Annotated in this window: 20 protein-coding genes and 1 pseudogene; 8 read left to right on the forward strand and 13 right to left on the reverse strand. The window is 69.5% G+C overall.

The window, feature by feature from the left end; genetic code table 11:
• Window position 1 precedes the first annotated feature (1 nt).
• Window positions 2-1,423 carry an 8-oxoguanine deaminase gene (locus BLO63_RS09910; RefSeq protein WP_091439735.1) on the reverse strand — a complete coding sequence of 474 codons (1,422 nt, stop codon included), beginning with the start codon at window positions 1,421-1,423 and terminating at the stop codon, window positions 2-4.
• The gene (locus tag BLO63_RS09915; RefSeq protein ID WP_091439736.1) at window positions 1,423-2,919 is read right to left on the reverse strand and encodes an FAD-linked oxidase C-terminal domain-containing protein; all 1,497 of its coding nucleotides are present in this window, start codon (window positions 2,917-2,919) and stop codon (window positions 1,423-1,425) included. The genes BLO63_RS09910 and BLO63_RS09915 overlap by 1 nt, the downstream gene beginning before the upstream one ends.
• A 266-nt stretch (window positions 2,920-3,185) precedes the next feature.
• On the opposite strand from BLO63_RS09915, the gene BLO63_RS09920 reads away from it, so the two are divergent.
• Entirely contained in the window at window positions 3,186-3,620 is a 435-nt protein-coding gene (locus BLO63_RS09920; RefSeq protein WP_091439739.1) for a hypothetical protein, read from the forward strand.
• 72 nt (window positions 3,621-3,692) lie between these two features.
• Here BLO63_RS09920 and BLO63_RS09925 read toward each other — a convergent pair whose 3' ends face one another.
• Window positions 3,693-4,550 carry a hypothetical protein gene (locus BLO63_RS09925; RefSeq protein WP_091439742.1) on the reverse strand — a complete coding sequence of 286 codons (858 nt, stop codon included), beginning with the start codon at window positions 4,548-4,550 and terminating at the stop codon, window positions 3,693-3,695.
• 286 nt (window positions 4,551-4,836) lie between these two features.
• Here BLO63_RS09925 and BLO63_RS09930 point away from each other — a divergent pair, with 286 nt between their 5' ends.
• Entirely contained in the window at window positions 4,837-6,168 is a 1,332-nt protein-coding gene (locus tag BLO63_RS09930) for a DUF3422 family protein (RefSeq protein ID WP_091439744.1), read from the forward strand.
• A 93-nt stretch (window positions 6,169-6,261) separates the two neighbouring features.
• Entirely contained in the window at window positions 6,262-6,630 is a 369-nt protein-coding gene (locus BLO63_RS09935; RefSeq protein WP_091439747.1) for a hypothetical protein, read from the forward strand.
• Between the two features lie 88 nt (window positions 6,631-6,718).
• Here the strand turns inward: BLO63_RS09935 and BLO63_RS09940 are convergent, their stop codons facing one another.
• From BLO63_RS09940 to BLO63_RS09980, 9 genes are all read right to left on the reverse strand, one after another.
• Window positions 6,719-7,804 (reverse strand): hypothetical protein, encoded by a 1,086-nt coding sequence (locus BLO63_RS09940; protein ID WP_244517790.1) that lies wholly within the window; start codon window positions 7,802-7,804, stop codon window positions 6,719-6,721.
• A 275-nt stretch (window positions 7,805-8,079) separates the two neighbouring features.
• Entirely contained in the window at window positions 8,080-9,444 is a 1,365-nt protein-coding gene (locus tag BLO63_RS09945) for a M16 family metallopeptidase (RefSeq protein ID WP_091439754.1), read from the reverse strand.
• A complete protein-coding gene (locus tag BLO63_RS09950; protein WP_091439757.1) occupies window positions 9,441-10,820 on the reverse strand; it encodes a M16 family metallopeptidase in 1,380 nt (459 codons plus the stop codon). The genes BLO63_RS09945 and BLO63_RS09950 overlap by 4 nt, the downstream gene beginning before the upstream one ends.
• A 248-nt stretch (window positions 10,821-11,068) precedes the next feature.
• A complete protein-coding gene (locus tag BLO63_RS09955) occupies window positions 11,069-11,752 on the reverse strand; it encodes a class II aldolase/adducin head domain-containing protein (RefSeq protein ID WP_244517791.1) in 684 nt (227 codons plus the stop codon).
• 85 nt (window positions 11,753-11,837) lie between these two features.
• Entirely contained in the window at window positions 11,838-12,368 is a 531-nt protein-coding gene (lspA, locus tag BLO63_RS09960) for a signal peptidase II (protein ID WP_091439760.1), read from the reverse strand.
• A complete protein-coding gene (ileS, locus tag BLO63_RS09965) occupies window positions 12,346-15,417 on the reverse strand; it encodes an isoleucine--tRNA ligase (protein WP_091439762.1) in 3,072 nt (1,023 codons plus the stop codon). The genes lspA and ileS overlap by 23 nt, the downstream gene beginning before the upstream one ends.
• 202 nt (window positions 15,418-15,619) lie before the next feature.
• The gene (locus BLO63_RS09970; protein ID WP_091439764.1) at window positions 15,620-16,570 is read right to left on the reverse strand and encodes a bifunctional riboflavin kinase/FAD synthetase; all 951 of its coding nucleotides are present in this window, start codon (window positions 16,568-16,570) and stop codon (window positions 15,620-15,622) included.
• Window positions 16,571-16,698: 128 nt separating this feature from the next.
• A complete protein-coding gene (locus BLO63_RS09975) occupies window positions 16,699-17,577 on the reverse strand; it encodes a TIGR01459 family HAD-type hydrolase (protein ID WP_244517792.1) in 879 nt (292 codons plus the stop codon).
• A gap of 83 nt (window positions 17,578-17,660) precedes the next feature.
• Window positions 17,661-18,476, reverse strand: a complete 816-nt coding sequence (locus BLO63_RS09980) for a Crp/Fnr family transcriptional regulator (RefSeq protein WP_091439769.1) — start codon at window positions 18,474-18,476, stop codon at window positions 17,661-17,663.
• A gap of 219 nt (window positions 18,477-18,695) precedes the next feature.
• Here BLO63_RS09980 and BLO63_RS09985 point away from each other — a divergent pair, with 219 nt between their 5' ends.
• Window positions 18,696-19,793 carry a sensor histidine kinase gene (locus BLO63_RS09985; protein WP_091439770.1) on the forward strand — a complete coding sequence of 366 codons (1,098 nt, stop codon included), beginning with the start codon at window positions 18,696-18,698 and terminating at the stop codon, window positions 19,791-19,793.
• Window positions 19,794-20,077: 284 nt separating this feature from the next.
• Window positions 20,078-21,412 (forward strand): dihydroorotase, encoded by a 1,335-nt coding sequence (locus tag BLO63_RS09990; RefSeq protein WP_091439773.1) that lies wholly within the window; start codon window positions 20,078-20,080, stop codon window positions 21,410-21,412.
• A gap of 185 nt (window positions 21,413-21,597) precedes the next feature.
• Here BLO63_RS09990 and truA read toward each other — a convergent pair whose 3' ends face one another.
• Complete coding sequence (gene truA / locus BLO63_RS09995) at window positions 21,598-22,350, reverse strand: tRNA pseudouridine(38-40) synthase TruA (RefSeq protein WP_091439775.1); 753 nt, start codon at window positions 22,348-22,350, stop codon at window positions 21,598-21,600.
• Between the two features lie 169 nt (window positions 22,351-22,519).
• Here truA and BLO63_RS10000 point away from each other — a divergent pair.
• The 3 genes and pseudogenes from BLO63_RS10000 to polA all read left to right on the forward strand — a co-directional run.
• Window positions 22,520-22,871, forward strand: a pseudogene (locus BLO63_RS10000) (ArsR/SmtB family transcription factor); the annotation flags it as partial.
• Window positions 22,849-23,337, forward strand: a complete 489-nt coding sequence (locus BLO63_RS10005; protein ID WP_425284326.1) for an SRPBCC family protein — start codon at window positions 22,849-22,851, stop codon at window positions 23,335-23,337. The pseudogene BLO63_RS10000 and the gene BLO63_RS10005, both read left to right, overlap by 23 nt.
• Before the next feature lie 225 nt (window positions 23,338-23,562).
• Entirely contained in the window at window positions 23,563-26,523 is a 2,961-nt protein-coding gene (gene polA, locus BLO63_RS10010; protein ID WP_091439780.1) for a DNA polymerase I, read from the forward strand.
• The last annotated feature ends 16 nt before the right edge of the window (window positions 26,524-26,539 follow it).

Below are 26,539 nucleotides of genomic sequence, written 5' to 3' on the forward strand. Positions count from 1 at the left end.
CTCAAGCCACTCCCGAAAGCGCGGCGAGCCGCGCGGCATGCGTGTTGTGTTCGGCCACCACCGCCGGCAGGTCGATCGTCACCACCTCGCCATGGGCCACCACCGGGCGGCCATGGACATAGGTGAAGGCGGCCCGCCCCGGCGTGCAGAACAAAGCGGCGGCCACCGGGTCGGCGAGCCCGCCGGCAAAGGCGACCTCATCCAGCCGCAGGGCGAAGAAATCGGCGCAATATCCCGGCGCCAGCGCGCCGATATCGCTGCGCCCGAGCACCGAAGCCCCGCCGAGCGTGGCGAGTTCAACCGCCTGCCGGGCGGTCATCCACTCCGCATCGCGCGCGGGGTCGGCGGTGGAGAGCGTGGTGTCCGGCCCTTCCGGCGGGCGCAGGCTGATCTGCAGCCGCGCGAGCAGCATGGCCTGGCGTGCTTCGGCGAGCAGGTTGTTGCCGTCATTGGAGGCCGAGCCGTCGACCCCGAGCCCGACCTTCACCCCGGCGCGCCGATAGGCCATGGCCGGCGCGATGCCGGAGGCGAGGCGCATATTGGAGGAGGGACAATGGCAGACGCCGACCCCGGCGCCGGCAAAGCAGGAAATCTCGTGCGCGTTCACATGCACCGCATGGGCGAACCACACATCTTCGCCCAGCCAGCCCAGCTCTTCCATATAGGCGACGGGGCGCTTGCCGAAGCGCGCCAGGGTGAAGCGCTCCTCATCGATGGTCTCGGCCAGATGCGTGTGCAGCCGCACGCCCTTGTCCCGCGCCAGCGCCGCGCTGTCGCGCATCAGCTCGGGCGTCACCGAGAAGGGCGAGCAGGGGGCGAGCGCGATCTGCAGCCGCGCGCCGGGCGTGGCATCGTGATAGCGGGCAATGACGCGGGCGCTGTCGGCCAGGATCGCGTCCTCGTCCTCGACGCACTCGTCCGGCGGCAGCCCGCCTTTGGACTGGCCAAGCGACATCGAGCCGCGCGAGACCATGAAGCGCATGCCGATCTCGCGCGCGGCGCCGATCTGGTCGTCGACCGCGCAGCCATTGCGGAAGACATAGGCGTGGTCGAAACAGGTGGTGCAGCCGGACAAAGCGAGTTCCGCCAGCCCGACCAGCGTCGCCGTGCGCGAGGCCTCCGGCGTGCGCGCCGCCCACAGCCGGTAATGCGCCCCGAGCCAGCGGAACAGGTTGACGTTCTGCGCGGCCGGCAATGCGCGGGTCAGCGTCTGGTCGAGATGGTGATGGGCGTTGACGAGGCCCGGGAGCACCACATGGCCGGACAGGTCAAGCACCTCGTCGGCGCTGTCCGGCAGCGTCTCGCCCGGGCCGACCTGCTCGATCATCCCGTCGCGCGCGAACAGGCCGCCGCCAGCGATCTCTCGGCGGGCGCCGTCCATGGTGACGAGCACCGTGGCGTTGCGGACGAGCAGGGTCGCCATCAGAAGCGCGGCAAATCGGGGAAGGGCAGCTTGCCGCCCGAGACATGCATCCGCCCCAGCTCGGCGCAGCGGTGCAGCACGGGGAACACCTTGCCGGGGTTGAGCAGCGCCTCGGGATCGAAGGCGCATTTCAGCCGTTCCTGATGGGCGAGGTCGATCTCGTTGAACATCGAGGGCATGAGGTCGCGCTTCTCGACGCCCACCCCGTGCTCGCCGGTGAGCACGCCGCCGACCTCGACGCAGAGCAGAAGAATGTCGGCGCCGAAGGCCTCGGCCTTTTCCAGCTCGCCCGGCGTGTTGGCATCGTAGCAGATCAGCGGGTGCAGGTTGCCGTCGCCGGCATGGAAGACATTGCCGCAGCGCAGGCCGTATTTCTCCGACATCTCCTCCATACGCTTCAGCACCAGCGGCAGCGCCTTGCGCGGAATGGTGCCGTCCATGCAGAGATAATCCGGCGAGATGCGCCCCACCGCCGGGAAGGCCGCCTTGCGCCCGGCCCAGAAGGCGACGCGCTCCTCCTCGCTGGTGGAGGCGCGCAGCGTCATGCAGCCGAGCCCGTTGCCGATCTCGGCGACGCGGTCGATGAGGTGGTTCACCTCCGCCTCCGGCCCGTCCAGCTCGACGATCAGCAGCGCCTCGACATCGAGGGGATAGCCGGCGCCGAGGAAGGCCTCGGCAGCATGGACCATCATCTTGTCCATCATCTCCATGCCGCCGGGAATGATGCCGGCGGCGATGATGGCGGCGACGCAGGCGCCGGCCGCCTCCGAGGAGGGAAAGCCCAGCAGCACGGCGCGCGCCGTCTCCGGCTTCTTCAGGATGCGGACGGTGACTTCCGTCACCACGCCGAGCAGACCTTCCGAGCCGACGATAAGGCCGAGCAGGTCCAGCCCGCCGGAATCGAGGTGCTTGCCGCCCAGGCGGATGATCTCGCCCGTGATCAGCACCATCTCGACGCCCAGCACGTTGTTGGTCGTCAGGCCGTATTTCAGGCAGTGCACGCCGCCGGAATTCTCGCCGACATTGCCGCCAATGGTGCAGGCGATCTGCGAGGAGGGGTCGGGGGCGTAATAGAAGCCCTCATGCGCCACCGCCGTGGTGATGCCGAGATTGGTCACGCCCGGCTGGGCGACCACGGTCCGGTTGGCGAAGTCGATGTCGAGGATGCGGTTGAACTTGCCCATGCCGAGCAGGATTCCGTCTTCCAGCGGCAGCGCCCCGCCCGACAGCGAGGTGCCCGCCCCGCGCGGCACCACCGGAATGCCGTTGGCGTTGGCATAGGCCAGCACCTTCGACACCTGCTCGGTGGTGGAGGGCAGCACGACGACGAGTGGAAGCTGGCGATAGGCCGTCACCCCATCGCTCTCGAAGGGGCGCATCTCGGCCTCGGTGTCGATCACCCCCTCGCCGGGCACGATGGCGCGCAGATCGGCGATGATCCGGGCGCGGCGGGCCAGAACATCGGCCTTCGGCGCCGGCATGACGAGACCGGACATGGCACTCCTCCCAATCGACGTTTTTTGCGACCGGCGCCGGTCGAGTCTGATTTCGATCCATTCTAGGGAAAAGCGCGGCGCCTTCCTATGGTAAAAAAACTAGACCAAGGATGAATGTTGCGTGTTCGGCCCTCGCCGATGACGGGCGGGGCGGGCGCCGCGCGATCCAGACCCTTGCGCGCGATCAAGGCAGCGCGCACCTCTAGCGCCTAAGGCCACTGCCAAAGGCCGCGCATCACCGCCCGGCCAGGAAAAGGGAGACGCGCATGAACGAGGCCACAGAAGGCGCCACCGAGGGAACCAGCGCCGAGACCATCCCCGGGGCGCTCCGCCGCATCCGCCTGCACCTCGCCCGCTCGAAGGAATTTCCCGAAGGCAGCGCCCGCCACGGCTATGAGTTCCTCGCCCCGCTGGACGGCGAGGGCCGGATCGACGCCGAGGCCTGGAAGGACCAGCGCGCGGCCTGCACCGTCACCCGCTTCTGGGCCAATGAGGCGCCCGAGCACGGCAGGCTGGTGCATCGCGCCGGCGGTGTCGGCGGATCGAGCTGGGTGTTCGACTATGAGGAAGACGCCAGCGACGACGACGAGACCGGCTACCGCTTCGGCGACCATGCCTTCGTCCCGGGCGAGTATGTCTCGCTGCGCGACGAGGACGGCGACATGCACACCTTCACCGTGTTCTCGGTGGTGCCGGCCTGAGGGCGAGCCCTCACACACCGACGGCACGGACGCCCGTTTGGGCCCGCGCCGCCGGCGTCCGAAGGCGGTCGGTCAGTTCGAGGTGCCGATTCCCGCCGGCGCGGTCGGCACGGCGCTCGGGGCCGAGGCGGTTTCCGTGCCGGCGACCGGCGCCAGGGCGCCGCTCTGGGTCGCGGCAGCCGGCGCGGGGGCGGCAGGAACGCTGGCGGGGGTGGTGGCAGGGGGTGTGGCAGGTGCCGCGCCCGCCGGGGTCACGGCAGGTGTCGCCGCCGGCACGGCGGCCGCGTCGGCAGGCGCCGAAGCCGGCTTCGGCGTTGGCGTGGCGGCCACGGCGCGCGGGCGCGTCTGCCGCGCCGGGCGCTGGATCATGCCGATGACCTTGTTGTGCAGCTCGGCCGCCTTGTCGATGTTGAAATGGCTGAGGGCGCCCGAACCCGTCAGGTCGATGTTCTCGACGCGCGCGCCGGAAACCGGCTTGCCCGAGCCGCCGGCCTGGTAATAATTCACTACCTTGCCGATCTTGGACGAGGCGGTCATCGCGGTCACGGGATCAAAGGTCACCACCAGCGGCACCGGAACGCCGGCGGCGGTGACGCGGTTGCCCATGGTGACGGCGGCGTCGGCGCCGAGCGAATGGCCGATGATGATGACCGGCGAGGGGCGGCGCTTGCCCATGCTGGCCTGCTCCACCGCATACCGGGTGAGCGTTTCCAGATCGACATAGGAATGCACGCTCGCCTCGATGCCGCGCGCGCGCAGCTTGGCGGCGAGGTCGTCCATGCCGAGCGAGAAGATGTTGGCGAGACCGCGCAGCAGATAGACGCGGGGCTGGTTCGGATTCGGCTTGGACTGGGCCTGAGCCGGAGCGAAACCGACGAACACCATGGCGGAAACGGCGAGGCACACGGCCAAGACCCGCGAAAATCTCATGTCACAAATCCCGAAAAGACCGTCTGACTTCATGCTCTGGGGTCCCGACCCTTGCAAACAGATTCTAAATCGCCACCGCTTTGCCGACGGCCTGATGCCGTTGGGCAACAGTGCGGCGGCGCGCTTCGCGGCCCATTTCGCGGCGCGCAGCGGCGACGTCGCTCGCCAACGTCTCCCGTCAACGTCTCCCCCTTGCCAGCGACCCGCGAGCATGCAACCCACTTGGCGGCGCGGAGTTCCCCCGCTGCGGTGGTAGGCGGCGGGGTCAGGTGAGGGAGCAGGCCCGGTGACAGCGAACGCGACGGCCCCGGCCGCCGGCAAGGCCTTTTACGATCATCCGCTGCGCGCCCCGGTGCTGGCGGAGCTGCATGCCCGCCCGTTCGTGGCGGTATCGACCCCCGCCCGCATCCTGCATGTCGCCTTTCTGGTCGACCGCGCGCAGGCGATCGCCGACCGCGCCGCCTTCGCCAGCCTGTGCCTGGCGCGCGGCCAGCCGGCGCCGGGCCGCGACGCCAAGCAGCACCGCGTGGCCTTTGGCCGCTTCGTGCTGCGCTGGGAGCGGCATGCCGAATTCACCACCTATACCTGGGAGGTGCCGGCCGAGGACGTCACCGAGGGCGGCCTGCCGTTCCAGCCCTCCGGCGCCAGCCTGGCCGATGTGCTCACCCAGCTGCCCCAGCCGGGGCCGCTGCTGGTGGCGGTGGACCTGCATCTGGTGACGGATACCGCCGATGCGCTGCCGCTCGACCGGCTGTTCGACCGCACCAGCCTGGCCCGCTCGGATGTCGAGGACGGCTTCGCCGAGATCGCCACCGATTTCCAGCCCGACCCCTCCGGCTTCGTGCGGATCCTGGTGCGCGACCGCGGCATGACCGACGATGCCGCCGGCGCTCTGGTGCAGCGGGTGCTGGAGATCGAGACCTACCGCACCCTCGCCTTGCTCGGCCTGCCGGAGGCGCAGCGCCTCGCGCCCAGCGTCGCCCATAGCGAGCAGGAGCTTTCCGCGCTGACCGAGCAGATGCGCCAGAGCGAGGGGCTCGCCGCCAACAACAAGCTGCTGCACGCGCTGACCGGCCTCGCCGCGCAGCTGGAGGCGGACGCCGCCGCCTCGCTGTTCCGCTTCGGTGCCACCCGCGCCTATGAGGAGATCGTCTCCTCGCGCCTGCGCACCATCGGCGAGCGGCCAATTTCGGGCTACCCCACCTGGCAGCAATTCCTGCTGCGCCGGCTGCAGCCCGCCATGCGGACCTGCCAGGCGATCGAGCAACGCCAGGCCAATCTGTCGGTCAAGCTCACCAGCGCCGCCAATCTGCTGCGCACCCGGGTCGATGTCGAACTGGAGCAGCAGAACCGTAACCTGCTGCAAAGCATGAACAAGCGCGCGCGGATGCAGCTGCGCCTGCAGCAGACCGTCGAAGGGCTCTCGGTCGCCGCCATCTCCTATTACGTCATCAGCCTGCTGCACTACGCGCTGGAAGGGCTGCACACCCGCGCCGAGGCGGCCGGGCTGCATTACGATGTCGGCGTCGCCACCGCCATCGCCGTGCCGCTGGTGGTGCTGCTCATCTGGTCGGTGGTGCGCCGCATCCGCCGCGGCCATGCCGAGGACGATGCCTGAGCGGCGGCGCGGCCCGGCACCTCATCGCCATCCATCGTTGCGACGTACCCGCGCCCCGTGCCACGCTGGGGCATGCCAGTTCTCCAGATAAACATGCAGACCGATGACGGTCGGACGGTCGACCTGCGCGACATCCTCGCGAGCCTGCAGCCGCGCGCCGATCGCTCCCTCTGGGATATCGGCGGCGGCGAGGAGGACTTCTGGGCGATGGGGAGCGACATTCGCCGGCTCAATGCGCTGGCGGCGTCCGGCGAGAAGGTGGCCGGCACGGACCTGTCGACGCTGGCCGAGGGCATTCATCAGCTCATCTGGGGTCAGTTTCGTGTGTTTGAGGATACGAGCCCGGAGCCTTGGGCGATCATCAGCGCCTTCGATGGTTGCTTCTTTGAACTGACAACCGACGATCATGCCGTCATCGCTCTGATCAAAAAGCGTTTTCCATCGACCCGGCCGGCGACATGACGTGAGGCATGCCCGCCCCCGCCCCGAAATGAAAAAGACCCGGTCTCCCGGGGCTTTTTGCTGATGCGTGGCGTGGCGCCAGCGGCGTTTACTGCGAGAAGCCGCCGGTGGAGGGCGCGGGCGCGCCGATCCACTGGGTCTGGCTGTTGTCCGGGGCGGGCGCGGGCGCGCTGGTGGCCGGCGCCGGAGTGGCCGGCGCCGTGGCTGCCGGAGCGGGGGCCGCCGGTGCCGGGGTGGCGGGGGCGGTCTGCACGGTGGAGGTCGGCGCCGAGGGGCTGGTGCGCGGCGCCGCCGTGGCGGCCGGCGCGGTCGCCGGCGCAATCTGGCGCGGCGTGGCAGTGGCGGCGGGCGTCGCTGCCTGGGTCGCGCGCGGGGCCGCCGTGGCGGCGGGAGCGGGACGCTGCGCCTGCGGCTGCGCGCGCGGCGTGGTCGGGCGTGCCCGCACCGGCTTCTCTTCCTTGCCCTGCGGGTCGAAGCCGACATAGAGCACATAGCGCTCGGACAGGCCCGGCGTCGGGCGCGGGAAATTCACGTCGTCCGCCACCAGGCCGAAATCGACCTGCATGACGTTCGGCCCCACTTCAACAGGCACCGAATAGAACTTGGTCCACACCGATTTCGGCGCCGGGCCTTCCTCGACCACGGCGAGGCGGATCGGCACGGTGAGCTTGCCCGGGCCGCCCTTGGGGCCGAGCAGCACCCGGCCCTGAATGCCGACGCGCATGTTCATGTCGGGGGCGGAGAAGCGGCATTCGCGCGAGAACTGGCCGAGCGTCGCCTGGTAGCGCACGCCGCCATCGGAGGGCTCCGTCACCTGCCAGGCCGCCGCGCCGGCCCGCACCTGGACCGGCGGGCAGGTGAACGCGGACGGATCGGCATCGCCTGCTGTGACCGCCGCCGTGCCGGCGCCCACCGTGCCGCTCGCCGCGGCGCTGCCGCCGGTCGGGGCCACGGTGGTGGTTTCCATCGACGAGCCGAAAACGCCCTGGTCGCCGCTATTGCCGGCGCCCATCGGGCCATCATTGCCGTCGCCGCCACCAATGCCGCTGCCAGCGCAACCCGCCAGCAGCAGAGCGAGCGCCGGGAGCGCAAGCCAGTGGTGGGCACGCCCCATCTGCGTCCGCCCGTGCCTGCCTTGGCGGACCGGCCCGTTCACCTGTTCGGCGTTCCCCACGTTCCGGCTCCCAACGTCCCCGATACCCATACGCATACTCCCCGCCGTGGCGGCTGGATGGGCCCCGGCGCCCTCCCCCGCGGCGCCGGATGGCCGATGTACTAAACCCATACGTTCCCGGACGCTCTTATAGCAGGGGATCGGCGACAGGGAACATGCCCTGACGCCCTCCCGTCAAGCTTCCGCGCGGCGTCGGGGGGCGCAAACGCCCGGCCCGTTGCCGCCGTCCGCCGCAGGGGCAGCGGTTCTATAGCGCTGCCCGGGCCGGCCTGCCGTCACTGGGTCAGCCCCTCGGGCTTGCCCACCAGGCTGAACAGCAGCGCGGGATGCTCATTGAGCCGGGCCGCCGCCCGCTTCACGTCGTCCAGCGTCACCGCCGCCACCAGCTGGTTGCGGATGTCGATATAGTCGATGCCGAGCTTGTCGATCTGGATCTGCAGCAGCTGCGAGGCGACCTTGGCCGAGCTGTCGAAGCGCAGGGCGAAGGAGCCGATGAGGTAGCTCTTGGCGTCCTCCAGCTCTTCCTCGCTCGGGCCGACGGTGAGCAGGCGCTGATATTCCGAGCGGATCAGCGTGGCGCTCTCGCCGGCGCGCTCATTCTTGGTCGCGGTGCCGCCGAGGATCAGCGCCGTATGGTCGAGCGGGGCGAGATGGCTGTAGACCGAATAGGCCAGCCCGCGCTTCTCGCGCACTTCGCTGAACAGGCGCGAGGAAAAGGCCGAGCCGCCGAAGATGTGGTTGAGCACGAAGGCGGGGATGAAGTCCGGGTCGTCGCGCTTGAGGCCGATGCCGCCGAAGACGATCGAGGTCTGCGGCACGTCGAGGGTCTTCACCACATCGGTGCCGAGGCCGCGCGGCTCCACATCCGGCACCGGGGTCAGCTGGGCCTTGGCCGGCAGGGCGCCGAACATGGCGTCGAGCGCCGGGCCGAGCTTCTCCGGCGTGATGTCGCCGACCACGGCGATCTTCAGATTGTCGCGGGCCATGGTACGGCCGACAAAGGCCTTGAGGTCGTCGCGGCTGATCGTGGGCACGCTATCCAGCGTGCCGGCCACCGGCCGGCCATAGGGATGGCCGGGGAAGGCGGCGGCCGACCAGCCCAGGCTGGCGAGCGAGGAGGGATCGTTCAGCCGCCGTCGCAGCTGGGCCAGCTGGCCCTGGCGGATGCGCTCCACCGCCTCATCGTCGAAGCGCGGCGCATTCACCGCCAGCGCCATCAGCGCGAAGGCGTCGTCGACATTCTCCGACAGGGTGCGCAGCGAACCGCCGAGGCTGTCGCGCGAGGCGTCGAAGCGCAGTTCGATCGCCTTCTCCGCCATCCGGTCCTGGAAGGCGCGGGAATCGAGATCGCCGGCGCCCTCGTCGAGCAGGGAGGAGGTGAGGCTGGCGACACCGGGCTTTTCGGCCGGGTCCTGTGCCGCGCCGCCGATAAAGGCGATCTCCATCGCCACCAGCGGCAGGGTGGTGTCGTGCACCAACCAGGCCTCGATGCCGCCCGGGCTGATCACCCGCTGGATGCGCGTGGTCTCGGACTGGGCGAGGGAGGCGGGGGCGAGGGCGATGGTCATGAGGGTGGCCGCAGCGAGGGACAGGAGGGAACGGGAAGCGCCGAAGCGCCGGCTTGAGGCGCCGCCGGTCACGAACGGTCCTCCGCCGGCACCGCCGGCTCAGGCAAGGCCGCGGCGGGGGCCGGCTTGACCTGCAGCAGCTGGCTGGTCACGGCGCGGGCGGGCACCAGCCAGCGCCGGGCGGCGTCGCGCACCTGCTCGGCGGTGACGGCCTTCACCAGTTCCGGCCAGATCTTCACGTCCTGCGCGGTGGAGCCGGTGGCGAGCGCGGCGCCATAGATCCGCGCCAGCGTCGCCTGGTTGTCCTGGGCATAGATCGCCTCGGCCACCAGCCGCGTCTTGGCGCGCTCCAGTTCCGCCGGGTCCGGCCCGTCCTTGGCAAGCGCGGCAATGGTCTCGTCCAGCGCGGTCTCCAGCGCCTCCATCGTCACCTCCGGGCGAGGGGTGACGGAGAGGCCGAAGCGGGTATCGTCCAGCGCGGTGGACTGGTACCAGGCGCCGGCATTGGCGGCGACGGCCTTGTCGGCCACCAGCGTGCGGTAGAGCCGCCCGGTCGAGCCGCCGCCCAGCACCTGGGAGAGCACGTCGAGGGCAGCGCTCTCCTGCTTGTCACCGCGATAGGACGGCACGAGATAGCTGCGCGAGAGGCTCGGCTGGCCCACGCGCCCGTCCGCCAGCACCAGGCGGCGCTCGGCGCGCGGCGGCGGCTCCTGCGGGCGGACCCGTTCGGCGGTCTCGGCGCGGCGGGGAACCTTGCCGTAGGTGTCCTCGGCAAGCCTCTTCACCTCCTCCGGCTCGACATCGCCCGCAACGACAAGGATGGCGTTGTTGGGGGTGTAGAAGCGGCGGTAGAAGTCGAGCGCGTCCTCGCGGTTCAGCTTCTTGATCTCGTCTTCCCAGCCGATGATCGGGTGGCCATAGGGGTGGTTGACGAACATCGCCGCCTGCGCCGCCTCGGAAAGCTGCGAGGCGGGGTCGTTGTCGGTGCGCATGCGGCGCTCTTCCAGCACCACGTCGCGCTCGGGCAGCACCACCTCGTCGGTGAGCACCAGGCCGGTCATGCGATCAGCCTCGAAGCCCATCACCGTGCCGAGATTCTGCTTGGCGACGCGCTGGAAATAGGCGGTGTAGTCCTGCGAGGTGAAGGCATTCTCCTGCCCGCCGAGCTTGGCCACCACCTGCGAGAACTCGCCCGCCGGGTGGGTGGCCGTCCCCTTGAACATCAGATGTTCGAGGAAATGGGCGATGCCGGACTTGCCCGGCTGCTCGTCGGCCGAACCGACCCGGTACCACACCATGTGGGTGACAACGGGCGCGCGATGATCGGGCACCACCACCACTTGCAGGCCGTTGCCGAGGGTGAATTCCGATACGTCGGCGGCCTCGGCGCGCGAGGGGGCCGTGGCAAGGCCGGCGGCGGCGCCGGCGATCAGCATCAGAGCGGGCATGAATCTTCCAGTCACAGCTTCATCCGTTTCGGCGGCCGCCCGGAGGACACCGGAGGGCGCGCTGCCCGGGGCTCGGGCCGCGCAGGGCGGGGATCGCAGGTACAATGTAACGACAAATACAATGTAGCGACGAAGCGGGCGGCGCGCGACGCGCGGCGGGCGCGCTTCACCGCGAAGTGAGAGGCCCCGCGGCGGGGCTGCAGTCCGGCGGGGCGCCGGCGCGCGCGTGCCCCGCCCCGTTCAGGCGGTCACTTGTTCGGCTGGGCGCGATCGAACCAGGCCGGCATCTTCCAGTCCTTGTCTTCCGGACGGTCGGACACCACGCCGTATTTGGCGCCGGGGGCGGGCGTCTGGTAGCCGGGCGGCGGCTGGACCAGCGATTCCCGGTCCGGCTCGCCCTCGAACGGGACCGCCTCCTCGCCCTTCTTGTTGCCCCAGCCGAAGAATTCGAGCTGGTTGAGCGACAGGCGGTTGTCGTCATTGGTGCGCCGGTTGTTGAAGCCGGAACCCGTCGCCTTGCCGGCCCGGTAGCCCTTGTCGAGCTCGGCCGGGGTCAGGGTGCGCGCATTGGTGTTGCCGTCGCGGGCGATCGATTCCCACGCCTCGGACCAGTTGGTCTTCTCCGCCTGCTCGCGGACCACCGCGTCATGGTCCTTCGGCCAGGCCGGGTTCTGCGCGATGGCGGAGGCGTCGCGCGGCGGCGGGAGGATGTCGCCGGTGGGCGGCACCACCAGCGGGGCGCGCTCGCGATAATCGATATTGGGCGGCGGCGGCGCCACCAGGCCGAGGCCGGTGAGCAGCTGGCCGGTGAGGTTCATCTCCGGCGGGTCGTCGGCGGCAAAAACCGGCGCGACGCCGAAAGCACCGGCCATCGTGCAGACCATGGCGCCCCGCAGAAGCGCGGCGCGGGTGGCATGAACTCGTTTCGTCATCCGGTCGTCTCCTGCCGGTCGGGTGAGGCGGGCGAGATGCCGCCCCCGCGCGACCGCTCAAGCGTGCGGAAGACCCGATCTCACCTCAGGGCGGCGATTTTGCGGCGCCACCGAAGAAGGAAGCATACAAAAGCACGCCCACCCCGGCAACAATGGCGACATCGGAGAGGTTGAACACGTACCAGTAGAAGCCGAAGGCGTGCAGCGAGATGAAATCGAACACCGCGCCATAGGCGGCGCGGTCGATGGCATTGCCCAGCGCGCCGCCGATCAGCAACCCCAGCGCCGCCGCCTCCAGCCGGTTGTCGATGCGCGCCAGCCAGAGCCAGAACAGCAGGGCGGCCGCCACTTTCAGCCCGCCGAGAACCCACCAGCCCTCCGCCCCCAGCGAGAACAGCCCGTAGCTGATGCCGGTGTTCCACGCCCAGACGATGTCGAGGAAGGGCGTAACGGGGACGATGCCGTCGGGGCCGAAATCGACCCCATTGAGCACGGCGAGCTTGGACGCCTGGTCGGCGACCAGCGCCGCCAGCGCGAAAGCGCCTCCGTAAAGAGTGAACGGACCGGCGAGGCGGAGGTTCACGGGGCGCCGCTCATTCGGCCGCCCGCCGCGCATGCGCACGTTCGCGAAGCGCCAGGGCGTCGCGCGGGGTCACGTCCGGATAGTCCGCATCCGTCCCCACCAGCGGCGAAATCTTCCACGAGCGGGCGCATTTGTGGCCCACCGCCCGGTTCGGCACCACCGCCACACCAGGCACCTCGGGCAGGCGGAAGGCCTCCTTCGGGCCCTCATCGGGCATCAGATGCGCGTCGGAGGTGATGCACACCTCGGCGAGGTCTACCACGCTCACCGCCGCGAACAGGCTGGCGTCGGAGACATGCACCACCGGCGCCGCCTCCAGGCTGGAGCCGATGCGCTTGGCCGCGCGCTCCACTTCCAGCGCGCCGAGCACCACGCGCCGCACCTGGCGGATCTTGCGCCACTCGTCGGCCAGCGTGTCGTCGCGCCATTTGGCCGGCGTGGCGGGGAAGGTTTCCAGATGGACCGAGCCGGTCTCGGAGGGGAAGCGCGCCAGCCAGGTTTCCTCCGCCGTGAAGGGCAGGATCGGCGCCAGCCAGACGACGAGACGGGCGAACACCTCGTCCAGCACGGTCAGGCAGGCCCGCCGCGTCACCGAGGAGATCGGGTCGCAATAGAGCGCGTCCTTGCGCACGTCGAAATAGAAGGCCGACAATTCGCTGGTCATGAAGGCCGTCAGCGCCGCGTTCACCCGCTTGAAGTCGAAGGCGGCATAGGCCTCGCGCACGGTGGTGTCGAGCTCGGCCAGCCGGTGCAGCACCATGCGCTCCAGCGCCGGCATGTCGGCATAGGCGACGCGCTCGGCCTCGCGGTAATGGTGCAGCGAGCCCAGCAGCCAGCGCAGCGTGTTGCGCAGCTTGCGGTAGGTCTCGACCGTGGTCTTCAGGATTTCCGGCCCGATGCGCAGATCGTCGGAATAGTCGGAGGCGCATACCCACAGGCGCAGGATGTCGGCGCCGGAATTCTTGATCACCTCCTGCGGGGCGACCACGTTGCCGACCGATTTCGACATCTTGCGGCCCTGCTCGTCGAGCACGAAGCCATGGGTCAGCACCACGTCATAGGGCGGGCGCCCGCGCGTGCCGCAGCTCTCCAGCAGCGAGGAGTGGAACCAGCCGCGATGCTGGTCCGAGCCTTCGAGGTACATCACCCGGTCGGGCCCGCCGGCAAAGGCGCGGTCGGCCTTGAGGTCCTCGCGCACTTCCAGCGTGAAGGCGTGGGTGGAGCCTGAATCGAACCACACGTCGAGAATGTCGTCGACCTTGGTCCATTCATTGGAACTGTGGTCGGTGCCGAGGAAGCGCTGGGCGGCGCCTTCCCGGTACCAGGCGTCCGCCCCCTCGGTGGCGAAGGCCTCGGCGATGCGGGCATTCACCCGTTCGTCGCGCAGGATCTCGACCGTGCCGTCGCCCTTGTCCTTGACGAACACGGCGATCGGCACGCCCCAGGCGCGCTGGCGCGAGACGACCCAGTCCGGGCGGTTCTCGATCATGCCGGTGATGCGGTTCTGGCCGGAGGCCGGCACCCACTGCACCTTGGCGATGCCATCGAGCGCGCGCGCCCGCAGCGTGTCGCCGGCCGTCGACGAACCGTCCGCCGCCGCGATGTCCTTGTCCATCGCGATGAACCATTGCGGCGTGTTGCGGAAGATGATCGGCGCCTTGGAGCGCCAGCTGTGCGGGTACTGGTGCTTCAGCCTTCCGCGCGCCAGCAGCTTGTCCGCCGCCATCAGCGCCTTGATCACCGCATCATTGGCGTCGCCATCCTTGCCCTTGTCGTCCATGACGCGGGCGCCGGCGAACAGCGGCACATGGTCGTAATAGCGCCCGTCCGGCCCGACCGTGTGCGGCACCTCGCCCAGATGCGCGGACATGAACAGGTTGAAGTCGTCGGCGCCGTGGCCGGGGGCGATGTGGACGAAGCCGGTGCCGGTGTCGTCGGTGACGAAATCGCCGGGCACCACGGGCACGCGGAAGTCGAAATAGCCCTGCGCGCCCTCGACGCCGTTCAGCGGATGGGCGCAGACCAGATGCGTCGGGTCCACCTCCTTGTGCCGCTCCCAGCCGGTGACGCGGGCGGCCTTGAACACCTCTTCCGCCAGCTTGTCCGCGAGGATGAAGTGCTCGCCAACCTTGGCCCAATTGTCGTGCGGGGCTTCCGTCACCTCGTAGACCGCATAGGTCACGTTCGGCGAGAAGGCGATGGCGCGGTTGCCGGGGATGGTCCAGGGCGTGGTCGTCCAGATGACGATCGAGGCGCCCTCATAGGAGGGGAACAGGTGGATGTCGGCGGCCGCGTCCGCCGGTTCCAGCCCCTTGGGCAGGCCGCCGGCGGTGGCCGCGCTCTTGCGGTAGCCGGTGACGGGGAATTTGACGAAGATCGTGGTCGACTGGTGGTCGTGATACTCGACCTCGGCCTCGGCCAGCGCGGTGCGCTCCACCACCGACCACATGACCGGCTTCGAGCCGCGATAGAGCAGGCCGTTGCCGGCGAATTTCACGATCTCGCGGGCGATCTGCGCTTCCGCGTCATAGCTCATGGTCACATAGGGGTGCGACCAGTCGCCCTCGACGCCGAGCCGCTTGAACTCGGCGCGCTGCACGTCGATCCAGCCTTCGGCGAAGGCCCGGCATTCCTGGCGGAACTCGACGACCGGCACCTCGTCCTTATTCTTGCCCTTGGCGCGGTACTGCTCCTCGATCTTCCATTCGATCGGCAGGCCGTGGCAGTCCCAGCCCGGCACATAGTTGGAATCATGGCCGAGCGCGCCCTGGCTGCGCACCACCACGTCCTTCAGGATCTTGTTGAGCGCGTGGCCGATATGAATGTTGCCATTGGCATAGGGCGGGCCGTCATGCAGCACGAAGCGCGGGCGGCCCTCGCCGGCCTTGCGCTGCTGGCCGTAGAGGTCGATCCGCTCCCAGCGCGCCAGCAGTTCCGGCTCGCGCTGCGGCAGGCCGGCGCGCATCGGGAAATCGGTCTGCGGCAGGAACAAGGTGGTGGAATAATCGTGCGCCGTCCCGTCGCCGGCCGGTTCCCCGGCGGGCTCGTTCCCAGTGCGACCATCGCTGTTGCGGCTCGTCATGACGCGCTCCTTGCCATCGCCGCCCGGTTTAAGCGCAGCGCCGGGCGCGTGCAAGGGAGGGGGGCGGAGAGCATGTGCGTGCTTCGAGGCCGGCCTGACGGCCGGCACCTCAGCATGACGACGTCGCTGGCCGCTTGGAAAGGGCCACGTCATCCTGAGGTGCGAGCGGAGCGAGCCTCGAAGGATGGAAGCCGCGAGCCCCCTAGGCCAGCACCGCCCGGGCCCGCGCGCTGTCGATGTCCATCTGCGCGATCAGCGCGTCGATGCCGTCGAATTTCAGTTCCGGCCGCAGCCAGGCGTGGAAGGCGACGGTGAGCACGCGGCCATAGAGGTCGTCGGCGAAGTCGAAGATGAAGGTTTCCAGACGCGGCGCGCCGTCGTCGAAGGTCGGGCGTCGGCCGAAGCTGGCGACGCCCTTGTGCCGCACGCCGTCGATTTCGACCGTCACCGCATAGATGCCATGCGCCAGCGTCACCGCCGGGTCGAGACGCATATTGGCGGTGGGGTAGCCGAGCTCCCGCCCGCGCTTGTCGCCATGGATCACCTGCGCCTCAATCTCGAACGGCGCGCCCAGCATGTGGGCGGCCTGTTCGACACGGCCCTGCGCCAGCGCGGCGCGGATGACGCTGGAGGAAATCTGCGCGCCCTCATCGAGCAGCGGCGGCACGATCTCCACCCCGAAGCCATGCTGCTTGCCCGCCTCGCGCAGGAACAGCGGCGAGCCGCCGCGCCCCTTGCCGAAATGGAAATCGTAGCCGGCCACCACCATGGAGACGCCGAGCTGCCCGACCAGAATGTCGGCGACGAAGCTTTCGGCGTCGCGCGCCGCCAGCGCCGCGTCGAAGGCCAGCACCACCGCCCCGTCGAGCCCGGTCGCGGCGAGGCGCCGGAGCTTCATCGGTTCTGGGGTCAGGCGGAAGATCGGCTCGGACGGGCGGAAGAAGGCGCGCGGATGCGGCTCGAACGTCACCGCCAGCGCCGGCTTGCCGAGCGAGCGGGCCTGGTCGATGGCGGTGCCGATCACCGCCCGGTGGCCGCGATGCACCCCGTCGAAATTGCCGATGGCGACGACAGGCGCGGCAAGAGCCGCCGGCAGCGCGTCATCCATGCGCAGGACGGGGAAGGGATGCGGGGCGGCGGCGGCGTGGGTCATGTCAGCGCTACGCAACGGGAAGGGCGCCCGGGGGATGCGGGGCGGCGAGGAAGAGGCCTGTTAAGTGGCCCCGTCCCGCCCCGGCGTCAATCCGGGGGACTGCGCGGCGGGCGAGGGCGGAGCGCCCGCTACCAGGCGAGACGCGTGGTCACGGCGGCCGGGCGGCCCGGCCCGTCGGCCAGCAGCCGGGCGAGCGAGCGCGGATCGACCTCGGCGCCATGTTCGAGGCCCAGCTCGCCGGCATGAATGCCGGCCGCCACGAACAGGCAGTCAATGCCATGGCCGAGCGCGCCGGCAAGGTCCGTGCGCAGCGCGTCGCCGATGGCGATCGTGCGCGCCTTCTCCACCGGGGCGCCGCGCAGCTTTTCAGCGGTGGCGAAGGCGGTCTCGTAGATCGGCCGGTGCGGCTTGCCGCAGAACACCACCTCGCCGCCGAGTTCCGCATAGGCCTCGGCGATGGCGCCGGCGCACCAGATCAGGTCGCCGCCGCGCTCCACCACGATATCGGGATTGGCGCAGATGAAGGGCAGGCCCCGCGCCTTCGCCGCCGCCAGCGTGTCGGCATAGTCGTCCGGCGTCTCGACCGTGTCGTCGAACAGGCCGGTGCAGACGATCAGCTCCGCCTCCTCGAACGAGGCGAGGGTGAGGTCGAGGCCCTTATAGATGCCGAGATCGCGCTGCGGACCGAGATGCCACATCTTCACCCCCGGCCGCCCGGCCAGCAGGGCGCTTGTCACCATGCCCGAGGTGACGATGGCGTCATAGGCGGTGCGCGGAATGCCGAAGCCGTCGAGAATGCGGGCGACGCCTTCCGGCTCGCGCGGGGCGTTGGAGACCAGGATCACCGTGGCGCCGGCGTCCCGGGCGCGCATCAGCGCCTGCGCGGCGGCCTGCGAACCGAGGACGCCATTGTGCAGCACCCCCCACACGTCGCACAGGACGAGGTCGTAGCGGGGCGCCAGCGCGGCGAAGGACGGAACGATCAGCGGGGTGTTTTCGATATCCATGCGGCCGCGCATGCCATGAGGGCGCGCGCCGCACAAGACCCGTCCCGGCAGGGCAGGGCTGCGGGAACTTATCGGCACCGGATTCACGGGCGGAAAGAGGGGCCGTTGGTGATGACCATGCCGTGGCCGGCGACCTCGTTGGCGCGGGGATAGACGCCGCCGAGCACCTCGTCGAAATGCCGCTTCACGGCCGCGTGGCAGCCGCAGCACAGGCCGCGCAGCCGGTCGACATCGGTGATCCGGATGCGTCCGCGCAGCGGGTCGACCGCGCCGGCCTCCTTCATCTGCCCGAGCACCCGGCTGATATAGGGCCGGCCGACCGCCAGCATGGAGGCCAGCTGCTCCTGGGTCAGAGTCAGCGTTTCGTCGCCGGTACGGTCATGGGCGGCCAGCAGCCATTTGGCGGTGCGCTGGTCGATGGAATGGGTGGCGTTGCAGGCGACCGACTGGAACACCTGCGCCAGCAGGCAGTCGGCATAGCGGGCGAACAGGTTGCGCAGCGGCGGCGAGGTTTCCTTGGCTCGCTCCAGCTCGACGCCGTCGAGCCGGAGCAGCGGGCCTTCCATCTGCACCACGGCGCGGGAGAAGGCCGGCAGCCTGCCCTGGCTGACGATGCCGCCCACCGCGCCCTCGCGGCCGATGCTGGTGATCTCCACCTGCCGCCCGTCCTCCAGCAGCACCATGAAGGAGAGCAGCGCCTGGCCGCAGGGAAAATAGACATGGCGGACATCGTCGCCCGGCTCGTAGAGCACGGCGCCGGCCGGCCGGTCGATGCGGCGCAGATGGCCGCGCAGCAGGGCGAAATCAGCCGGACGCAGGGCGCCCAGCAGATTGTTGCCGCCCGACGAGGTGACGGCGACGCCATGGCCGCCGGCTTCTTCGCTGGTGTCGACGCGCATGAACCTCTCCCCTTTGCGGCGACAACGCACGAGCCGGGGAAATGTTCACAAGCGGACAGAACTCAGATGACGAGTTGGGTACAAACAGGCACACTCGCGCACCAGCGGAAATCGCAGCGCTTTGGGGGAGTCCTGTTCGATGTATGCGACTTCCTTGTCCGGCGATCCGGCGCAGGCGCCCTTCCCTGCGGCAATGGCCGCCGGAGCGGCTTTTCGCCCATGAATGACGGCGCGGCCCGTCAGCGGGATTCGGCAGACGGCATCGGCAAGGGCGAATCAGCCGTGCGCGGCGACGGCTCGTTCTTCTGGTCGCTGGTGCGCGCCGCCCAGCCGCTGCGCCGCCATCCCTGGCTTCCCGATGCGATCGGGGTGGCGATGTTCGCCCTGGCTCTGGCGCTGCGCTTCGGGGTGGATGACGTGCTGCCGCCGGGCTTTCCCTTCCTCACCTTCTTCCCGGCGGTGATCCTCACCACCTTCTTCTGCGGGCTGCGGCCGGGTGTCACCTGCGCGGTGCTGTCGACCTTCGCCGCCTGGTTCTTCTTCATCGGCCCGGCCAACGACATGCAGCTGGACGGCCAGTCGCTGCTGGCGCTCGGCTTCTTCGTCGTCATCGCCGCCATCGACATCACGCTGATCCATTTCACCTTCAGCGCCGCTGACCGGCTGCGCACGGAGAAGGAGACGACCGCCCGGCTCTATGAGAACCAGCGCACCATGTTCCAGGAGCTGCAGCACCGGGTCGCCAACAACATGCAGTTCGTCGCCGCCCTGCTCACCCTGCAGAAGCGCAAGGTGGGGCAGGATGCGCGCCAGGCGATCACGGCGCTGGACGAGGCGCGCTCGCGGCTCGACACCATCGCCCGCATCCACCGCCAGCTCTACGCCCCCGAGCGGCTCGACCTGCCGACCGACCAGTATCTGCGCCAGCTCTGCTGCGATCTCGTCACCGCCTCGGGTACGGCCGGCATCACCTCGAAGGTCGATTCCCCTAACCTGCCGCTCAGCGTCACCCAGCTCACCACCCTGTCCATGCTGGTGGCGGAGATCGTCACCAATTCGCTCAAGCACGCCTTCATCGAGGCCGATTCCGGCACGATCCTCATCACCGTGCTGCCCTGCGGCCCGGACCGCTACGAGATGACCATCGCCGATGATGGCCGCGGCCTGCCGCCCGATGCCGACCTCTCGCGCAGCGACGGGCTCGGCTGGCGCATCATCCAGAGCCTCGCCGCCCAGCTCGGCGGCAAGGTGGAGCTGGCCAGCCGGGTGGAGCCCAGCCGCGGCACGGCGGTGCGGGTGCAGTTCACCGTCGCCTGAGCGCCGGCCCGGCGCCGTGTCCCGGACCAGCCGCGCCGCGCGCGGCGCCGATCCCGGACCCAGGAAAGACTCCGCGCAGCGGCTTCGTCCTCCGCGAAGGAAACGGCAGATGATTTTCTCCTGGGTCCCGGCGCCGCGCTCCGCCTCCGGCTGCGCTGGGCCGGGACACCATAACCCTCTGCCGCCGCGCCGCGCGCGGCGCCGATCCGGGCACGGGGGCGTTCACCTCAGGCGCGCTTTGGCGTAAGAGCGAGCCATCGAGTTCGAGCACCGGCGGGGCAGCTATGACGCAGACCTTCGATCTTCTCCTCAAGGGCGGCACGGTGGTGAACCAGGACGGCATCGCCGCCCGCGATGTCGGCATTCGCGCCGGGCGAATCGCCGGGATCGGCGCGTTCGAGGCCGCGCAGGCGGGCGAGACGGTCGACTGCACCGGCCTGCATCTGCTGCCGGGCGTCATCGACACCCAGGTGCATTTCCGCGAGCCCGGCCTCGAGCACAAGGAAGACCTCGAATCCGGCTCCCGCGCCGCCGTCATGGGCGGCGTCACCGGCGTGTTCGAGATGCCCAACACCAACCCGCTCACCACCTCCGCCGAGGCGCTGGAAGACAAACTGTCGCGCGCCCATCACCGCATGCATTGCGACTTCGCCTTCTTCGTCGGCGGCACGCATGACAATGTGAAGGACCTGCCCGAGCTGGAAATGCTGCCCGGCGTGCCCGGCATCAAGGTGTTCATCGGCTCCTCCACCGGCTCGCTGCTGGTGGCGGACGATCCCGGCGTGCGCGCCATCCTCAAGGTCATCCGCCGCCGCGCCGCCTTCCATTGCGAGGACGAGCCGCGCCTTGAAGAGCGCAAGGGCCTGCGCGTGCCGGGCGATGCTTCCTCGCACCCGGTGTGGCGCGACGAAATCGCCGCGCTCACCGCCACCACCCGGCTGGTCAACCTCGCCCGCTCTGAGGGCAAGCGCGTGCATGTGCTGCACATCACTTCCCAGGAAGAGATCGAGTATCTGCGCGGCCAGAAGGATGTCGCCACCGTCGAGGTGACGCCGCATCACCTCACCATGGACGCCTCCTGGTACGCCTCGCACGGCACGCATGTGCAGATGAACCCGCCGGTGCGCGAGGCGCGCCACAAGGCGGCGCTGTGGCGCGGCCTGTCGGAGGGCGTGGTCGACGTGCTCGGCTCCGACCATGCCCCGCACACGCGGGAAGAGAAGGCCAAGCCCTATCCGGCGAGCCCCTCGGGCATGACCGGGGTGCAGACCTTCGTGCCCACCATGCTCGACCATGTGAATGCCGGCCGCCTGACGCTGGAGCGCTTCGTCGATCTGTCCAGCGCCGGCCCGGCCCGCATCTTCAACATCGCCACCAAGGGCCGCATCGCGGTCGGCTATGACGCCGACTTCACCATTGTCGACCTCAAGCGCCGCGAAACCATCCGCAATGAATGGATCACCTCCAAGGCCGGCTGGACGCCCTATGACGGGGTGGAGGTGACGGGCTGGCCGGTCGGCACGCTCATCCGCGGCAACCGCGTGATGTGGGAAGGCGAACTGGTCGCCCCGGCGCAGGGCGAGGCCATCCGCTTCCTGGAGACGCTGGCGAAGGGGTGAGATTTAACTCTACGGTTGCGGCGATAACCCGCCCTTGTGACCATCCTTCGAGGCTCGCTGCGCTCGCACCTCAGGATGACGTTGCCGATGTGGGGGCGCCCCCGTCATGCTGAGGTGTCGGCCGACAGGCCGGCCTCGAAGCACGCAGGACCCCCAACCTCCCACGGGGTGAATGAGGGCCCCTCTCAATACGTCACTTCCGCCAGATACAGCCCCGCCGAGGGCGCCATCGGGCCGCAGCGCGTGCGGTCGGCTGCCTCCAGCGCGGCGGTCACGTCGTCCGGCGTCCACGCCCCCTCGCCGACCTTCACCAGCGTGCCGACCATGCTCCGCACCTGATGGTGCAGGAAGGAGCGCGCCTGCGCGTGGACGCGGATCTCCATGCCCGGCCCTTCCAGCGGCACGGTTTCCACCGCCAGCCGGTCGAGCGTCTTCACCGGCGAGGCCGCCTGGCAGCCAATGGCGCGGAAGGTGGTGAAGTCGTGCCGGCCGACCAGCCGGGCCGCGCCCAGCGCCATCGCGTCGACATCGAGCGGGCGCAGCACCCGCCAGGCCCGGTTGCGCTCCAGTACCAGGTCGGGCCGGCGGGCGATGATGCGGTAGAGATAGCGCCGCCCTGTCGCCGAGAACCGGGCGTGAAAATCCTCGGCCGCCGGCTCGGCCTCCAGCACCGCGACCGGATGCGGGCGCAGATGCGCGTTCATCGCGTCGCGCACCGTGTCCGGCTTCCAGTCGCGGGCGAGTTCGATATGGGCGACCTGCCCAGTGGCGTGCACGCCGGCATCCGTCCGGCCGGCGCCGTGCACCACCACCTCCTCGCCGGAAAAGCGGCGCACCGCCTCGGCGAGCACGCCCTGCACGGTCCGCCCCGCCGCCTGGACCTGCCAGCCGACAAAGGGGGTGCCGTCATATTCGATGGTGAGCTTGTAGCGGGGCATGGCGCTCTGTAGCGCCGGAAGGCCGGCGCGTCACCTGCGCAGCCGGAGAGCGTGGCGCTGTCTCCCCTGCCGAACCGGCCGCGCCTCGCCGCGCGTGCCGGCACCACCGATACTTAGTCAGTTGCCTTTTTATGGTTGACGCCGATCTGATCGAGCGATACTAAGTCAAATGCCTTATCATTCAGCGCCGCTTGACCTTGCCTTCCACGCCCTCAGCGATCCCACGCGCCGCGCGGTGATCTCGCGTCTCGCCGAAGGCGAGGCCTCGGTCAGCACCCTCGCTGCCCCTTTCGGGATGGCGCTGCCCTCCTTCGCCCAGCATCTCCGGGTACTGGAGGAATCCGGGCTGATCGCCAGCGAGAAGCGTGGGCGCAGCCGGTGGTGCCGGCTGGTGCCGGCGCGCTTCGCCGAGGCGGCCGATTGGATGGAGGCGGAGCGCCGGCGCGCCGCCGAGCGGTTGGACCGGCTGGAATCCTATCTGGCGAAGACGGAAGAAGGGTGAAGGGCATGACAAGTCTGTTGGAGACCTGGGAGCTGGACCGGGAGATCGTTCTGGCGAGAGTGCTCGATCACCCGCGCGAGAAGGTCTTTGCCGCCTGGATGGACCCCGCCGCCCTTGGGGCGTGGTACGGCCCGGCCGGCCTGCGGATCGAGACCCATGAGGCGGACATTCGCGAGGGTGGCGTGTGGCGATTCGACATGGTCGGCGTGTTCGAGGGCAAGGAGGAGCGTTTCCCCAATCTCATGCGCTTTCTCGAGATCGTGCGGAACGAGCGGATTGTCATGGACTATGGCACGCCCGATCCGGACGATCCCGACCGCTTCCGGATGACCGTGACTTTCGACCAGCAGGCCGACGGCAAGACCGTGCTCACCCTGTGCCAACTGCACCCCAGCCGCGAGCGGCGTGCCGCGGTCATCGGCTTCGGCGCGGTGGGGTACGGGATGCAGACGCTGGACGGCCTCGCCGCCTGGCTGGACCGCTGAACGCCGGCCGGTCACGGTCGGGCGCACCTGCGCACCTACCCCCTCATGCCCGGGCTTGACCCGGGCACCCAGCTTCGACCGCGCGCCACCCGATGAGCACTGGGTCCCCGGGTCAAGCCCGGGGATGAGGGAGGGAGGGCGGACCCGTCCTCCGCCCCCTCTCTCCGCGCCCCCTTGCCCCGGGGCGGCGGCGGGGGCATCGTGCGGCCGCAAACGGAGCCCGCAATGCCCGCCACTGATGCCCACCACGAGAATGTCGACGCCGGCGACCATGTCGTCCTGATCGACGGCTCGGCCTATATCTTCCGCGCCTACCACGCCTTGCCCCCGCTGACCCGCTCGTCCGACAAGCTCCCCGTGGGCGCGGTGGCCGGGTTCTGCAACATGCTGTGGAAGCTGGTGCGGGCCGGGCAGAATGGCGGCGGCTTCGCGCCGCGTCCGACCCATCTCGCCGTGGTGTTCGACAAGTCCGAGCAGACTTTCCGCAAGGACATCTACCCGCTCTACAAGGCGCAGCGCCCCGACCTGCCGGAGGATCTGCGCCCGCAATTCCCGCTGATCCGCGAGGCCACCCGCGCCTTCGATCTCGCCTGTGTGGAACAGAGCGGCTTCGAGGCCGACGACCTCATCGCCACCTATGCCGAGCAGGCCAAGGCGCGCGGCGCCCTCGTCACCGTCATCTCCTCCGACAAGGACCTGATGCAGCTCGTCGATGGGCTCGTGCGCATGTACGACCCGATGAAGGACAAGGCGATCGGCGTCGAGGAAGTGTTCGAGAAGTTCGGCGTCGCCCCGGACAAGGTGGTGGACGTGCAGTCGCTCGCCGGCGATTCGGTCGACAACGTGCCCGGCGTGCCCGGCATCGGCATCAAGACCGCGGCGCAGCTCTTGGGGGAATATGGCGACCTCGACACGCTGCTGGCCCGCGCCGGCGAAATCAAGCAGACCAAGCGGCGCGAGAACCTGATTGAATTCGCCGACCAAGCCCGCCTGTCGCGCCAGCTGGTCACGCTCAAGCGCGACGTGGCGCTCGACGTGCCGCTCGACGACATCGCCGTGATCGAGCCGGAAGGGCGCAAGCTGGTCGCTTTCCTCAAGGCGATGGAGTTCACCACGCTGACCCGCCGCGTCGGCGAGGCCTATGAAATCGACATCGCCGCCATCGAGCCCGATCCCGGGCTGAAGGCGGGGGGCGGTGAGACTGCACTACTGACCGCCGGCCTCGACCCGGACACGCACGAGACGGCGGTGCCGCTGGAGAGCGCGCCGAGCGCGGCCGAGGGCCTTACCCCGCAGGCGCTCGCTGCCCAACGGCAGGCGGAGGCCACCGCCACCCCGGTCGACCGTTCCCGCTACGAGACGGTGACGACGCTCGCGCGGCTGAAGGAATGGATCGCCCGCGCCACGCAGATCGGCTTTGTGGCCGTCGACACCGAGACCACCGGCCTCGACCCGATGCAGGCGGAGCTGGTCGGCTTTTCGCTCGCCACCGCGCCAAACGAGGCCTGCTATGTCCCGCTCACCCATAAGGGCGGCGATGAGGGACTGTTCAGCGAGGGCCTGCTGCCCGGCCAGATTCCGCCCCGCGAGGCGCTGGCGGTGCTGAAGCCGCTGATGGAGGACCCGTCCGTCCTCAAGATCGGCCAGAACCTGAAATATGACTGGCTGGTGCTGAAGCGCGTCGGCATCGAGGTCGCCCCTTACGACGACACGATGCTGCTCTCCTATGTGCTCGACGCCGGCGCCTCGCCGCATGGCATGGACCCGCTCTCCATGCGCTGGCTCGGCCACACGCCGATCAAGTTCGAGGAGGTGTGCGGCAAGGGCAAGGGGCAGATCAGCTTCGACCGCGCCCCGCTCGACAAGGCCAGCGAATACGCCGCCGAGGACGCCGACGTCACGCTGCGGCTTTGGCGGGTGCTGAAGCCCCGCCTCGCCAGTGAGGGCAAGGCCACCGTCTATGAGACGCTGGAACGCCCGCTGGTCGCCGTGCTCGCCCGCATGGAAGCGCGCGGCATCATGATCGACCGGCAGATGCTCTCGCGGCTGTCCGGCGAGTTCGCGCAGGGCATGGGCCGGCTGGAGGCGGATATTTCCGAAATGGCGGGGGAGAGCTTCAACCCCGGCTCGCCCAAGCAGCTCGGCGACATATTGTTCGGCAAGATGGCCATTCCCGGCGGGCGCAAGACGCCGACGGGCGCATGGTCGACGGGCGCCGACGTGCTGGAGGAGCTGGCCGAGCAGGGGCACGAGCTGCCGCGCCGCATTCTCGACTGGCGCCAGCTGCAGAAGCTGAAATCGACCTATGCCGACGCCCTGCCCTCCTATGTCCACCCCGAAACCGGCCGGGTGCATTCTTCCTTCGCGCTGGCCGCCACCACGACGGGGCGGCTCTCCTCCTCCGAGCCGAATTTGCAGAACATCCCGGTGCGCTCGGAAGAAGGGCGCAAGATCCGCAAGGCCTTCATCGCCGCCCCCGGCCACAAGCTGATTTCGGCCGATTATTCGCAGATCGAATTGCGGCTGCTGGCCGAGATCGCCGATACGCCCTCGCTGCGCCAGGCGTTCCAGGACGGGCTCGACATTCACGCCATGACCGCCTCGGAAATGTTCGGCGTGCCGATCGAGGGCATGCCGGGCGAGGTGCGCCGGCGGGCCAAGGCGATCAATTTCGGCATCATCTACGGCATCTCGGCGTTTGGCCTCGCCAACCAGCTCTCGATCCCGCGCGAGGAGGCGGGGGCCTATATCAAGCGCTATTTCGAGCGCTTCCCCGGCATCCGCGCCTATATGGACGAGACCCGCGCCTTCGCCCGCGAACATGGCTATGTCGAGACGCTGTTCGGCCGGCGCTGCCACTACCCCGACATCAACGCCAAGAACCCCTCGATCCGCGCCTTCAACGAGCGCGCGGCGATCAATGCGCGGCTACAGGGCTCGGCCGCCGACATCATCCGCCGCGCCATGGTGCGCATGGATGCGGCGCTGGAGAAGGCCCGTCTTTCCGCCCGCATGCTGCTGCAGGTGCATGACGAACTGATCTTCGAGGTGCCGGACGGCGAGGTCGACGCCACCATCCCCGTGGTGCGCGAGGTGATGGAACTCGCCCCCTTCCCGGCGGTGGCGCTGAAGGTGCCGCTGAAAGTCGACGCCCGCGCGGCGTTGAACTGGGACGAGGCGCATTGAGGGGCGGGCCGGGCGG

The sequence above is a fragment of the Ancylobacter rudongensis genome (genome assembly GCF_900100155.1).
GTDB lineage: Bacteria > Pseudomonadota > Alphaproteobacteria > Rhizobiales > Xanthobacteraceae > Ancylobacter > Ancylobacter rudongensis.